12 protein-coding genes are annotated in these 14252 nt (G+C 55.3%); 8 read left to right on the forward strand and 4 right to left on the reverse strand.

The features are described from left to right. Nucleotides 1-10 precede the first annotated feature (10 nt). Entirely contained in the window at nucleotides 11-517 is a 507-nt protein-coding gene (gene purE, locus Poly59_RS15300; protein WP_246151672.1) for a 5-(carboxyamino)imidazole ribonucleotide mutase, read from the reverse strand. Between the two features lie 399 nt (nucleotides 518-916). On the opposite strand from purE, the gene Poly59_RS15305 reads away from it, so the two are divergent. From Poly59_RS15305 to Poly59_RS15330, 6 genes are all read left to right on the forward strand, one after another. Further along, a complete protein-coding gene (locus tag Poly59_RS15305) occupies nucleotides 917-1606 on the forward strand; it encodes a ribonuclease H family protein (protein ID WP_146534966.1) in 690 nt (229 codons plus the stop codon). Between the two features lie 91 nt (nucleotides 1607-1697). Then, nucleotides 1698-4001 (forward strand): 1,4-alpha-glucan branching protein GlgB, encoded by a 2304-nt coding sequence (glgB, locus tag Poly59_RS15310; RefSeq protein ID WP_146534967.1) that lies wholly within the window; start codon nucleotides 1698-1700, stop codon nucleotides 3999-4001. Between the two features lie 232 nt (nucleotides 4002-4233). Further along, nucleotides 4234-4647, forward strand: coding sequence for a bifunctional nuclease family protein (locus Poly59_RS15315; RefSeq protein ID WP_146534968.1), 414 nt, complete (start codon nucleotides 4234-4236; stop codon nucleotides 4645-4647). Nucleotides 4648-4652: 5 nt separating this feature from the next. Next, complete coding sequence (gene panC, locus Poly59_RS15320) at nucleotides 4653-5489, forward strand: pantoate--beta-alanine ligase (protein ID WP_146534969.1); 837 nt, start codon at nucleotides 4653-4655, stop codon at nucleotides 5487-5489. 78 nt (nucleotides 5490-5567) lie between these two features. Further along, the gene (locus Poly59_RS15325) at nucleotides 5568-6887 is read left to right on the forward strand and encodes a hypothetical protein (RefSeq protein WP_146534970.1); all 1320 of its coding nucleotides are present in this window, start codon (nucleotides 5568-5570) and stop codon (nucleotides 6885-6887) included. An 8-nt stretch (nucleotides 6888-6895) separates the two neighbouring features. Beyond that, nucleotides 6896-7969, forward strand: a complete 1074-nt coding sequence (locus Poly59_RS15330) for a hypothetical protein (RefSeq protein ID WP_146534971.1) — start codon at nucleotides 6896-6898, stop codon at nucleotides 7967-7969. Nucleotides 7970-8000: 31 nt separating this feature from the next. Here the strand turns inward: Poly59_RS15330 and sdhB are convergent, their stop codons facing one another. The 3 genes from sdhB to Poly59_RS15345 form a co-directional block, all read right to left on the reverse strand. Continuing rightward, nucleotides 8001-8855 carry a succinate dehydrogenase iron-sulfur subunit gene (gene sdhB, locus Poly59_RS15335; RefSeq protein WP_146534972.1) on the reverse strand — a complete coding sequence of 285 codons (855 nt, stop codon included), beginning with the start codon at nucleotides 8853-8855 and terminating at the stop codon, nucleotides 8001-8003. 126 nt (nucleotides 8856-8981) lie between these two features. Further along, on the reverse strand, nucleotides 8982-10970 hold the full coding sequence (sdhA, locus tag Poly59_RS15340) for a succinate dehydrogenase flavoprotein subunit (RefSeq protein WP_146534973.1): 1989 nt from the start codon (nucleotides 10968-10970) through the stop codon (nucleotides 8982-8984). A 151-nt stretch (nucleotides 10971-11121) separates the two neighbouring features. Further along, nucleotides 11122-11976 (reverse strand): succinate dehydrogenase cytochrome b558 subunit, encoded by an 855-nt coding sequence (locus Poly59_RS15345; protein WP_146534974.1) that lies wholly within the window; start codon nucleotides 11974-11976, stop codon nucleotides 11122-11124. Between the two features lie 162 nt (nucleotides 11977-12138). On the opposite strand from Poly59_RS15345, the gene Poly59_RS15350 reads away from it, so the two are divergent. Next, nucleotides 12139-13578 (forward strand): GntP family permease, encoded by a 1440-nt coding sequence (locus Poly59_RS15350; protein WP_146534975.1) that lies wholly within the window; start codon nucleotides 12139-12141, stop codon nucleotides 13576-13578. Nucleotides 13579-13705: 127 nt separating this feature from the next. Further along, nucleotides 13706-14251: a DUF2760 domain-containing protein gene (locus tag Poly59_RS15355; RefSeq protein ID WP_146534976.1), complete on the forward strand. Its 546-nt coding sequence runs from the start codon at nucleotides 13706-13708 to the stop codon at nucleotides 14249-14251. Nucleotide 14252 lies beyond the last annotated feature (1 nt).

Consider the following 14252-nt stretch of genomic DNA (forward strand, 5'->3'; position numbering starts at 1 on the left):
ATGTCGATTCTTACAGGTCGGCTGAGTCCAAGACCGCGTCGGTTTGTTTCCGGACAAACAAGTCTAACTTCGCTCGCAGCGTGTCGTCCGACAGTGCCAGGATCCGTGCCGCCAGGATACCAGCGTTTCTTGCACCGGATGTTCCAATCGCCATCGTTGCCACCGGAATTCCACCCGGCATTTGAACAATCGACAAAAGCGAATCGAGTCCCTGCAACGCGCGGCTTTGTACAGGAACCCCGATGACCGGCAAATTCGTTTCCGAAGCGACCATGCCAGGTAAGTGAGCCGCTCCGCCGGCCCCGGCAATGATGACTTTCAATCCTCGCTCGGCCGCACCGCTTGCGTACGCGACCATACGAGCGGGCGTACGGTGAGCCGACACGACGTGCTTTTCGTGCTTGACGCCCAATTCGTCAAGGATTTCAGACGCGTGACGCATTGTTTCCCAATCATTGCGGCTGCCCATGATGACACCCACCACTGCGTCCGTCGGGCCAAAATCAGACTTCGTCATCGGTGAATTCTTTGATCGGGGAACGGGAAACGCGAAACGCAGGTTTTAAGCGATCGGAATACGGTTGACCATGGATGGACGAGATCCGCGGCGAGAACTGACAAGTTCCGAACAAGGCAAGTCGAAGCTTTGTCCGGTCGTGCCGGATATAGGTTTCGATTCGCCACTTGTCAAACAACCCAGGGTTTTTCTTTCAGTCAATCTTTAATGAAGGGGTAGAGTTTACCGAACAGGTACTTAGCACGACTTCCGTTGTTGAGTTCACGATCCTGCATTTCGTGATCACAGAACCTTGTCGTTGAATTTCCGATGGATCGGAGTTTTCCAGATTAAGTGTGGCCAATGACGACGGCGAGTCGTTGGTTGCACGCCAGACCCATCGTAACCGGATTGATTTCTGTGAACGCTATCCCCACGCCCGATCACGCATCTGACGACCGACTCGCGAACGATTCGAAACCGATTGACGCTTGTGCCGAATACCTATTGGTTTGCCAGGCTCAATCCATTGAATTGAATCAGGGCAGTTGGCGATTCACACTTGAATCGGCTGATGGCGAATTGGTTCTCGAAGCCAGTGACGATGAAATCGGTGACTTGAACCGGCTAACTTTGTTGGCGACGGTTCGGGGACTTGAATCCATCGAAGGCGCATCACGAGTCACGTTGCTTAGCACGAACCGCTACCTGATTCGGTCGTTGTCGGATTCGCTGCCGCGTTGGCGTGAGAACAACTTTGTTTGGGAACACTTCGGGCGCCGTATCGACGTTCAGCATGCCGATCTTTGGCGCCGTGTTGACCGAGCACTTTCGATTCATCGTGTCGAAGCTTGTTTGGTTTCGTCACGTTTGGTCAGCAATGTTGAACCCACTGCACCGGTTCGACGTGATCTCGAAACGTCAGGTGGCCAACTGAATCTGCGAATCGATAAAGGACACGCGGGTGTTCCAAGTCGAACGCGACAAGCCGGCCAATCCAACGGCGGACCCAAAGATCAACTGCGACGTTGGTTGATGGGAACTGCCGAGACGTCCGAGGCCGCGACTGCGCGCCGCCGTTTTTCAGCCGCCGATCTGTGTTCTTCCTAAGTCACGATCTTCCAAGTCATCACTCGCGAAGTTCCAGCGACTGACATTTGCCACATTCCTTACCTACCTGTTAACTTCGAACTGCCTCCCCATGCAAACTCAAGTTTCGCTGTCCAGCATCGGACGCCTCATCAACGGAACTCACGAGAATCCCAGCAGCGTGCTGGGGCCACACCGTATCGATTACCGTGGTGAGTCCGCGATCGCTGTGCGAAGTTTCCTGCCGGATGCCCACGCGGCATGGATTATCGACAATGCCAGCGGAACACGGCGGCCGATGCGGAAACTCCATCCAGGCGGCTTTTTCGAGGCAATCTGCACCACTATGGCAACCGACCAGGCCGCCCCTGTCGACGCGTGCGATCGAGCGGGCGAAGATAGGGGGACCAAAAGTACATTAACATCTAGTTTGACAGCCTTGACCGCTTCACCCTACCGCATCCAGATGACCAACCGAGACGGCGAGATGATTGATATGCCAGACCCCTACGCAGCACCTTCGATTCTGACCGACTTCGACCGGTACCTCATCGGCGAAGGCCGGCACCATCAACTCTACGAACGGCTCGGTGCGCAGCTTCGCACGGTCGAGGGAGTCAAAGGTGTCAACTTTGCAGTCTGGGCACCAAACGCTCGGTCGGTGCAAATCGTTGGTGACTTCAATGGCTGGGACGGTCGCTCGCACGTCGCCCGCGGTAGCGATTCTGGCATCTGGGAACTGTTCGTTCCAACTGCTCAAGCCGGCGATCGCTACAAGTTCCGTTTGCACGACATGAATGGTCACTGGGTCGACAAATCGGATCCCGTCGGTTTCGCCGCCGAGTTGCCACCGCTGACTGCTTCGATCGTGGTCGACCTGACCAAGCACACTTGGTCGGATGACGAGTGGATGGATTCACGTCGTCAGTGGAATCCGATGCACGAGCCAATGAACGTGTATGAAGTTCACTTGGGCAGTTGGCAAAAAGGCCCGGGACGGACTCACGGTTGGTTGGACTATCGTGACCTCGCCGTACGCTTGACCGATTATTGCAAGCGGATGAACTTCACGCATGTTGAACTGATGCCGATCAACGAGCACCCGTTCACCGGATCGTGGGGCTATCAAGCGGTTGGATACTTTGCGCCGACCAGCCGTCACGGATCGCCCGATGATTTCATGTTCTTTGTCGATCACTTGCACCAAAACGGAATTGGGGTGATCGTCGACTGGGTGCCCGCTCACTTCCCCAAAGACTCGCATGGCTTGGCCAAGTTCGACGGCACGCCGTTGTATGAGCACGCCGACGTTCGTCAGGGTGAGCATCCGGATTGGGGCACGTTGATCCCGAACTATGGACGAAACGAAGTTCGAAACTTCTTCGTCGCCAACGCACTGTTTTGGTTGGACAAGTATCACATCGACGGTTTGCGAGTCGATGCGGTCGCTTCGATGTTGTACTTGGACTACAGTCGCGAAGACGGCGAGTGGGTGCCGAATGAACACGGTGGCCGCGAGAATCTAGGTGCTATCGATTTCTTGCGTGAATTCAACATGGCGGTTCACGAAAAGTACCCAGGTGTTGTTACCGCCGCCGAAGAATCGACTGCTTGGCCAGGCGTATCGCGTCCCGTTCATGACGGAGGACTCGGTTTCACCTACAAGTGGAACATGGGCTGGATGAACGACTCGCTCCGTTACTTCCAAAACGAACCGATTCACCGTCAGTATCACCACAACGAATTGACGTTCAGCTTGATCTATGCGTTCACCGAAAACTTCATGTTGCCGCTATCGCATGATGAAGTGGTACACGGCAAAGGTTCGCTGCTGTCGCAAATGCCAGGCGACATGTGGCAGAAATTTGCGAACCTGCGTTTGCTGTATTCGTACATGTGGACTCACCCGGGCAAGAACTTGCTATTCATGGGGTGCGAGTTCGGTATGTGGAATGAATGGAATCACGACGATGGTCCATCGTGGATGTTGTTGGACTTCGAGACTCACCGTGGCGTCCAACAATGTGTTGCCGATCTGAACAAAGTCGTGATCGAGAACAAGGCACTGCACGACTTGGACTTCTCGGGTGATGGCTTCGAGTGGGTTGATTGCATGAACAATCAAGACAGTGTGTTGGTTTACCTGCGAAAAGGCTTGGATGATGCACCACCCGTCTTGGTGTGCTGTAACTTCACGCCTGTCGTTCGCCAACAGTACCGCGTTGGTGTGCCGAAGTCGGGTCATTGGAAAGAAATTTTCAACAGCGATTCGATTGCCTATGGCGGATCGAACCAAGGAAATGCCCCTGGTTTGAACACGATTGGCGCCGGTCACCACGGTCGTCCCGACAGCATCGAAATTACGATGCCGCCACTCGGCGTATCGATATTCCGGCTTGAATCGGACAGCGCATAGTTCTACCCGCCTCACGCGGAGGTCGTGCAGCTTTCCTTCACCCTCCTGTTCAAGGAGGGGCGGCTCTCCCTGAGGATGAGTGGAGTAAACGCCTATGGAATAACACCTGAAAAACACCCGCCATACTTTGGCGGAGTGAGGGGAGGCAACGAGATTTGTACCGAGAAATGGTATACTGAAGCCAATACTCCACTGCACTTCTCTCTTTCAATTCACTGGCTACCCCAGCGTTATGCCCGTCAAAATGCAACTTGCTCGGATCATCATTTCCGAGCTGACCGAGAATCAAGTCATCTACTTGCAAGAAGTCGATGGGCAGCGTGAATTCCCGATTTTGATCGGAATCTTCGAAGCCACCAACATCGACCGACGCGTCAAAGATGACTACGAACCGCCACGTCCGCTGACTCATGATCTGATCGTCGCCGTTGCACAGTCGCTCGGGGCGACACTGCAAAGTGTCATCATCAGCGATCTGAACCAAGCGACTTATTACGCAAAGCTTGTCTTGCAAAAAGAGGACGGTGAAACCATCGAAATCGATTCTCGGCCGAGCGATGCGATCGCGATCGCTGTGACGTTCTCGCCGCCACTGCCGATCTTTGTGGCCGAACATGTGTTGGACGAAGCGACCTCGTCGCTCTAGATCGCATGCAAATCATCCACAGCGGCGATGAAGTCCGCCAATTGGTTTGGTCGATGCGTGGCCGTGGCAAAACCGTGGGCGTTGTTCCAACGATGGGCGCGCTGCACGATGGGCACGTGTCGTTGGTGCGCAAAAGTGTCGAACTGTGCGACCACACTATCGTCACCATCTTTGTGAACCCAACCCAGTTCGCCGCTGGCGAAGACTTGGAAAAGTATCCACGAACGTTTGACGCTGATTGTCAGGCTGTGAAGGCCGCCGGCGCCGTCTGTGTGTTCTCGCCTTCGATCACAGAAATGTATCCGGACGGATGCAGTACGTTTGTCGATCCGCCTGCCGTTGCGTTGCCGCTTGAAGGTATCTCTCGACCAGAACACTTCCGCGGCGTCACAACAATCGTTGCCAAGCTGTTCAACCTGATTCCAGCGACGCATGCCGTCTTCGGCAGCAAGGACTACCAGCAATTGAAAGTGGTCGAAGCGATGGTCAGTGACCTGAATTTTGGTATTCAGATCGTCGCGGGCGGGATCATCCGCGAACCCGATGGTTTGGCGATGAGCAGCCGGAATCGATACCTTTCGCCAGCCGATCGAGCATCTGCGTTGTCATTGTCGGCTGCACTTCGCGGTGCGAAAGAACTTGCCCGTGGCGGTGAGACGGACATCGCAAAGCTCGAAGCCGCGATGCAGAAAAGTCTGGCCGGCGTCGACAAACTCGAATACGCGACTATCGTTGACGCCAACACGTTACAGCCAATGCAGACGCTTCGGTCGCCTGCCCAGGCTCTGATAGCTGCGCGTGTCGGGACTACACGGTTGATCGATAACGAGCGGATTTTGTAGGTTTCGTAAAACCGTTTCGTTCTAGGCTGCTCGTGAAGCCAGTGTTTGCGGAAGGCGACAATCCGTTACACTTCCGGCATGTTCGGACTCTTTCAATCTCGCCCGCCGCTGTCGACTTTCGCTCGCGTCGATATCGAATTGCTGCTGCGCCGCTGTGTCGAAGTCATCGGTGCTGACGTGGTCGTCAGTGCGGAGGTCATCACCGACATCAAACAATTGGATCTGAACGCGGATTCGCCTGCAAACTTGATCGCGTCCGCAGCCGAGCAAGTTAGCCGTTGTTTGCAAGTGGATATTCGCGACATCCAGTTCCTGCACGACGACGATCCTGAATTTGCATTCGCGTCGACCTACGCCAATGGCACGATCAGGCTTCACCGCGAAGTCACCACGGACCCGCTGCGAACTGTGGTCGAGATCGCCAATCAACTGGCTCACCATTTCTGGGTGCATCAGCCTGCACCACGGCCGCTCGATACTCATGCACGAACGACCACGTTGATGCCGATCGCGATGGGGCTGGGGGTATTGGCCAGCAAGGCGTCACTGCAAGAATCACACTGGAACGCGGCCGGATACAGCGGTTGGTCGATGTCGCGATGCGGCTACTATAGCGCTCTCGAAATCGGGTACGCGTTGGCATTGATGGCGAGGCTTCGCGGTGAGTCGTCGCCCGCCTGGCTTTCGAGTTTGCGATTGGATACTAAGAAGACATTCCAGGCTGCTCAGAAGTATTTTTCGAAACATGAATCCGCTGGCGGTGAGTTGCTCTTCGACGCCAGCCGCATTCCATCGAGCGACCGGGACGCCACCGAGTTGTCCAACTGGTTGGCAGGCAGCGATTCCACGTTTGCGATGGCGGCTGCCTATGCGCTTGCCAAGTTCGACCAAATTCCGAGTGTCGCGGCCGACGCCGCGCTTGCATTGACTCGTTCAAAGGATTCCGAGTTGGTGGTCTTGGCGACAAGACTGCTCGGAAAAACGTCTAACGAAGATTCGCGAATCAACCCGCAAATCTTGACTCTGGTTGCTCAGCGAATCAACCCGATTGCTTTAGCCGCTCTGCATTCGGCTAGCCAGCGTGGGATGCCGATGTTGGCGTTGAAGCCACAGATCGAAAAACTGCTGTCCGACCCCTCGCTCGACTTGATCCCAGTCGTCGATTTGATTCGTAAGCACGCCCGCGAACTATCTTCCTTATCGGCGGCTGTTTGCCAACAAACTGCTGCCGCGATTCGCTTCAAAGACGACGAAGCTACCGCGACGCTGTTGGAATGTCTTTCGCAAATGGTCGACGACCCAGTCTGCGAAGTTGAAAGACACATCCGCAACGCGGATACTAGGGCCTTGGCGATCGAGAGACTGCAAGCGGGCAAAGCAAGCAAGATTGGCGATTGAGAGAACCCATGACCACTCAACCGATCAGCGAAACGGCTGAGCCAAATTTGGATCAGGCGGCGATTGCTGATTATTTTGCGTCGGAACAGTTCAAGCGGTCTTGTTCGACCAGGTTGTCGGAGGACGAAAAAGCGTTCCGCGACGAAGTTCGGTACGATCAGCGACGCGGCCGATTGCTGCGAGCTTGGACTCTTGAGTTGGAACGAGAAGACGGTCTCAGCATGGGGATCGCTTTCTACGGATTGGGTTCCTGTTGGTTAGCGATTGCCATTTTTGTGCCGCACGGCGTTTGGATGCTGGGCGGGTTCACCAATCAAGTGTTCGGGTTCTGGATCACGCTGGTGCAGTTCACGTTCGCGCCGATGTTGATGTGTTTGGCGATGATCTCGGTCACGTCGTCGATGTGGTACGTCTCGCTAGCGAAGCGTTTTGCGACGGCGATCGCAATACTAACACCGGCGACGTTGATGCTGATCTTTGGACTCGTCCAGATGTCGTGGATCGAATGGAGTGACGTGTGGCCGCGAGTCCCATTCTTGGTGATCTCCTTCTGTGTGGCTTCGACCGCAGTGACACTGCCGCTGCAGATGTGGGGCGGATGGTCATTGTCGCAAGCTCGCGAGATGCCGCGGGAATTGCCTCGGCTTAGCACCTACCAGTTCCTAGAACTCACTGCGATTGCGTCCGTGATTTTCGCTGTCGGCGTATTCGTGCGGGATCGCAGCATTTGGTATGAAGGGCTCGCATGCACCCTCATTTCTCTGCTATGCACGTTGGCCGTCACCGCGATGATCGTCACTCGGTTGAATAAACTGCGACGTTACCGTTTCATCGGGTTTGTCATCGCATCGGTGTTTGGATTTACCGCGATGTTGATTGTCAGCTTGTTCGGGTTTTCCCGATTCGAAGAAACCATGTTCTGGAACAATCAAGCCGAGCAAACTTTCGCGATCTTGATTGCGTCCACGATCGGAGCCGCGATTTTCGTCGGGACTATGCAACTAGCCACATGGTGGCTGCATTTGTGCGGATGGCAATGCGTCAAACTCAACAAAGTCGAGGGGGCGGCACCTTCCGATTGAAGGTCACGCGCCCCATCTCTAAGTGCCGATGTTATTTATTGAGCCACTTTGTGACCGCACGCACGGTCGTTGCGCGCCCGGCACGGGCGATCGATGTCGTCAGCGGAATTTCTTTGGGGCAAACCGAGACGCAGTTCTGTGCGTTGCCGCAGGCTGCCACACCGCCAGGACCCATCAACGTGTCCAATCGTTCGTTGGCAAGCGTTTTTCCGGTCGGATGGTTATTGAATAGCATCGACTGCGAGATTGCGTGAGCGCCGACGAAACCTTCGCTGAACTCAGCTTCTTTGCGAGCTTCGAACGCTTCGTCTGACTCGTCTGCTCCTTGCGTCAATTCGATCTTCGTGTATTGCGGGCACGCTTCCAAGCAACATCCACAGCTCATGCACTGGCTAAGCGGGTAGTTCTGCTCTTGCGTTTCGCGCGGAATCCGTTCGCCGGGTCCAAGGTTGTAATAGCTGTCGACTGGTACCCAAGCTTGGACGCGTTTCAGGCCGCTGAACAAACGTTGGCGGTCAACCATCAAGTCACGTAGAACCGGAAACTTGCTCATTGGTTCGAGCACGATTTCGTCGGAATTCTCTTTCAACAGCTGGTCGACCAGTGCGCTGCAGCTTTGACGTACTCGTCCGTTGATTAGCATCGTGCAGGAACCGCAAACTTCTTCCAAGCAGCCGCAATCCCATGATACTGGGGCAACCGATTTGCCGTCCGACGTCTTCGCTTGCTGAGCGAGACGCATCAGAACAGTGATCACGTTGAGCTCAGGCTCATATTTGATCTTATGCAATTCCCAATACGGCTCCTTCCCAGGACCATCTTGGCGACGCACGCGGACATTGATGAATTCAGGTCGTTTTTTGGTGCTGGGTTCGAGGGCAATCATCCGTCGATCCTATCTGCGTTGGAATTAGAATTTGGATTGATGAAAATCTGTAGTCACGGTTAGGCAACCGCAGCCAAGTTCTGCGACGTAATTGAGTTTACGTCGCAATCAAGTCGTCGAGTGCGATCAGGCGTTTACCGCAACCGCTTGCTGTTGTTGCTTCTTGGCCAATGCCCGCTCATTCCAGACCTTTTCGATGTCTTCCGCTCCGACCAAACCATAAAGCCGAGGTCGTGGCGGTTGCAGCGAAGTGTCAACGTCTTCGTAGGTGATTTCGGGCATCATCGTGTCCTTGTTCCAGGTCGCAATCGAGCTCTTCAGGAACTTGCGATTGTTTTCCTCGAAGTCATCGCACCACTGTTCCGCCTGCTTCCGACGTTCAACCGGATCTTCGGAAGTCAACGATGGTTTCGCAAAGTCGGGTTTGAAGTGAGCACCGCGGCACTCATCTCGCATCAACGCGCCCTTGAGCAGCGTCTTCGCCAACGGGAACATGTCCTGTAGAGCTTTCGTGAAGATCACGTTCTGGTTGGACCAGGTGCCTGTATCTGACAATTTTGCCTTCATCGCACGCTTGTGCAGCGCGTCGACTTTTTCAATCGCATCGGACAGTTGATCGTTCCGGCGAACGACGGTCGCGACCCGAGTCATGATGTCACCGAGTTCTTGGTGAATCAAATAGGGGTTCTCATCAGCCGAGGCATCGCCGTTGAGCAACGCGTCGTGACGGTCCTGTTCCTTCTTGACCGCCGCATCCGAAATCGCGGGCGACAAATCTTTGTAGCCTTCTTTCTGGCTGGCCGCGTAGTTTTGAATGGACGTGCCCGTAAACAGGCCGGTGAAGATGCACGACAACAGCGAGTTCGCACCCAACCGGTTTGCACCGTGATAGTGGTAATCGCATTCGCCGATCGCGTACAAACCCGGGATGTTGGTCATATGATTTCGCGGGGCACCAGCTTCCATCCCGCCGCTGGAGCTCTTTACATAATCGGCCCACAATCCGCCCATGCTGTAGTGGACGGCCGGGAAGATTCGCATCGGCTCGATTCGTGGGTCAACGCCCTGGAACTTTTCATAGATTTCCAAGATGCCACCGAGCTTGCGATCAAGTTCAGCTTTCGGAATGTGCGTCAGGTCCAAGTAAACTGACATGCGATCTGATTCGATGCTGAGTCCTTCGTTGACACAGATATCGAAAATCTCTCGAGTCGCAATGTCCCGCGGCACCAAGTTGCCGTACGTCGGATAACGTTCCTCGAGGAAGTAATATCGTTCGTTTTCTGGAATGTCATTCGGCTCGCGTGGGTCCTGCGGAGTCCGCGGCACCCATACTCGGCCGCCTTCGCCCCGAGCCGATTCGCTCATCAAACGCAGCTTGTCGCTGCCCGGGATTGCGGTCGGGTGGACCTGGATAAATTCGCCGTTACCGTACTTGGCACCCGCTTGGAAACAACGGCTCGCTGCACTACCGGTGCAGAAAACGCTCATCGTGCTACGGCCATAGATCAGGCCACAACCGCCTGTTGCGACAACAATCGCATCCGCTGGAAAGGCTCGAATCTTCATCGACACCATGTCCTGAGCGACTGCACCGCGACAACGGCCTTCGTCATCCAAAATTGGTCCCAAAAAGTCCCAGAATTCGTACTTCTTGACCAGGCCTTCACTTTCGCGGCGGCGCACTTGTTCGTCCAAGCCGTAAAGCAACTGCTGACCGGTGGTCGCACCCGCGAATGCGGTTCTCTTGTAAAGAGTGCCGCCAAAACGTCGGCGGTCCAAGAAACCTTCATCCGTGCGGTTAAAAGGAACACCCAAGCGGTCCATCAATTCGATGATCTTGGGGGCCCAGTCGGACATTTCTTTGACTGGCGGTTGATGGTTCAGGAAGTCACCGCCATAAACCGTATCGTCGAAGTGATTCCACTCGCTGTCGCCAAGCTGTCGAGTCTGATCATTGCAACTGTTGATCCCGCCCTGCGCACAGACGCTGTGCGAGCGTTTTACAGGAGTCAGACTTAGCAGGTCGACCGCGACACCCAGTTCGGCCAATTTCATGGTCGATGCGAGGCCTGCCAAACCGCCACCGATAACCACTACGCGATGTTCTGACATGGGATGCTGTTCCTAACCGTTTTCAATATCTGACGTTGAGTTCAATTTTGCAGACTTTGGATCTGCACGCTGTTGTTTTACTCGGTGATAACCGCGATTTTCGAGGCAAAATAACAGCCATCACCTGGCTGCTCTCTGACTTGCCAACCGGCTACTCAGTCTCTACCAGTTCAATTTCGACGACTTCGCCACCCGTAATTTGGGTATCCCGTTTCGAGCGTTTTTCTTCGTTTTCGGGGATCCAACCAGACTCGACCGAGGCTTCATACATGCGGTCTTCAATCTGTCGGTATTCGGCAATCTCTTTTTCACCCGGCGCGACTGCGGCCCACCAAGCTGTGGTCCCGATGAACGCTATCAGTACGCCAAACACCGTGCAGATTTTCGATGCACGAGCTTGTGCGTTTGGTGAAATCCAAAGTCCCCAAGTAATCCCGGCAGTCCACAAACCGTTGGCCAAGTGGTACACGCAGGCCAACATTCCGACCAGGTAAAACGCCGGCCATAGGTAGCCTTCCATCGCTTGAACCAATGAACTGGCGGCGTTGTAAGGCGAGAACGCACCGAAACCGATCGGCTGAATCACGCTCAACCAAACGTGAGCGTGCAGCCAACCGTGCAGGTGTAGAACGTGAAAAAACAGATACACAAGGGCGATGATGCCCGTCACCCGTTGCCAAACGTAGCGGCGGTTGTTGGTGAATTTGTAGTGGTCGCTATTGGAACGCCCCGTCTTGGCGATCCAAACTCCGATGATCGCATGAAACAACAGCGGCAAGAATATTCCACCCCACTCAATTACCGGCAGCAATTGCCCCGGACTGTGGATCAAATACACGGCTCGTTGAAACATGTCGGACCCGCTGATCAAACTGGCGTTCGTCGTCAGGTGAACGCACATGTACAGACCAAGCGGAACGATGCCCAACAACGAATGAATGCGGCGAATCGCAAACTCGTGTCGCATGAAAAAGCTGTGTGCCGATGGGGAGGCGGGCGCGCTCATGTGGTGAGATCGATTATGAGTGTTGAGACATTGCGAGTAGATGGTGCGAGTAAAGCACACGCTCACCTCGCTAAGCGTTAGGTTAATGCAAAAACCCTTCGAGGTGTGATGCCACCAAGGGTGGATAAGTTGTCGCAGCAAGTGCGATCTTGGAACTTTATTATGAATATCTGGATCATTGTTTCGTCAGCCGTCGCCGTCGTGCTGGTCAGCATTTTGGTTTTTCGACTGCACGCGTTTCTGACGCTGCTGTTGGCCGGAATGTTGGTCGCTGTTCTAGCAACCGGCGAACCGATCACCCGGTTCACCGAATTTCAAGTCTCTGGCGGCCAAATGTCGTCCGTTGATGCATCCGCGATCTTGAAAATGTCGCCGTCCAGTCGGTTGGGGCAGGCGTTCGGAGAGACAGCCGGCAAAATCGGAATTCTGATCGCACTAGCCAGTGTCGTCGGCGGATGTTTGCTGGAATCGCGAGCGGCGTCGGTGATCGTCGATCGGATGCTCAAACTGGTGGGCCCCAAACGAGCCCCCGAGGCGATGGCGGTCAGCGCGTTTGTGTTGGCCATTCCTGTGTTTTTTGACACCGTTTTTTACTTGATGGTGCCGCTGGCTCGCAGCTTGCGCGAAAAAGTCGGCGCGAACTACGTGCTGTTCATCTTGGCGATTTTGGCGGGCGGTTCGATCGCACACTCGCTGGTTCCGCCCACACCCGGCCCTTTGCTGGTTGCCGGCATCATCGGTGTCGACGTTGGCACGATGATGATTGCTGGTTTGTCGATCGGCTTCGTCAGCAGCATCCTGTCGCTGTTTGCTGCCCGCGTCATCAACCACTTTGTTGACGTGCCGTTGCGGTCGATCGAAGAAACTCAAGGCGACTCAGCTGGCCCCGTGCGAACGGACGAAGAAAACGCGATGCCAATGCCCTCGCTGCTCGCCTCGCTGCTGCCGATCGGAATTCCGGTTGTCTTGATCGCGATGGGGTCGATCGTTTCGTACCTGTTGAAATCCGGCAGAATCGAATCTTCGGTGGCCACGGACGTGCTGGGCAGTCTCGGTGATAAGAACATTGCGTTGGGAATCGCGGTCGTTTTCGCCTTTTCGTTGCTGCGCAATTGCCCGGCCCGCATTCGAGCGACGCTGGTCGGTCGATCGCTGGCGTCAGCCGGCAACATCATTCTGATCACTTCCGCCGGCGGTGCGTTCGGTGCGATGCTGCGCCAGGCCGGAATCGAAGAAGCCGTCGGTGACCTTGCCGGCGGTGTTCCCGGATTGATGATCCTGCCCGTCGCGTTCTTGGTGACCGCAGCGATCCGAACGCTTCAGGGCTCGGCAACCGTCGCGATGATCACGGCGGCCGGAGTCTTGCAGGGGCTGGCCCAAGCCGATTCGTTGCCGTTTCATCCGGTCTACTTGGCGATGGCGATCGGTGCGGGCAGCAAGCCGATTTCGTGGATGACCGACAGTGCATTTTGGATCATCACTCGAATGAGCGGCATGACGGAAAGCGAGGGACTGAAAACGATCTCGCCCATGAGCACCGCGCTGGGGTTCTCGGCCTTGACGGTCACAATGATCTTCGCGGCAATTTACCCGGCGGTCTGATCAAGTTCCTTTGATTTCGGTCGTCGCGTCCACTCCATCGCGGTTCCCGTCCACCCGTTGACGGCCCCGACCGGATCGCCAACCCTAAACGTCGTAAAAAACACGTAAACGGCAAGGGTAAACACTCATGGGACTCGGAATCGCACTGAAAGCCTTCTCGGCTGCGCTCTTCGACGCACAAAAGTCCGATCAAATCGCCAAATTGCTCGCCGGGGAACCGATCGCGGCATCGAAACCCGCGGCGCTCGAATCGCCCAAGCAAGCCGAGCCGACGAAGCCGATTCTGCCTGCCAAGCCCGCACGCGACTCGGCCGTCACCTTGCTGGCCACGTTGCAGCGAGAAGCCCGTTTGATTGACCTGCTGCAGGAAGACCTCGGCAAGTACTCCGACGCTCAGGTCGGCGCCGCCGCTCGACCGTGTCTGCAACAGTGCGGTGGTACGCTGAGACGGTTGTTTGAAATCAAGCCGCTTGTCGACGATGCTGAAGGATCGACCGTGGTAGTCGGCGACAGTCCTTCGCCGATGCGATACCAGTGGGTTGGCGAAGGAACGGCCGCCTCTGGCAAGCTGATCCATCCGGGGTGGCAAGCTGCCAAAGTCGAATTGCCCGAGTGGTCTGGCCAGGCCGCCGATGCGAACGTGATCGCGCCTGCTCAAGTGAAAGCAAATTAGT

The sequence above is a fragment of the Rubripirellula reticaptiva genome, from assembly GCF_007860175.1.
Classification (GTDB): domain Bacteria; phylum Planctomycetota; class Planctomycetia; order Pirellulales; family Pirellulaceae; genus Rubripirellula; species Rubripirellula reticaptiva.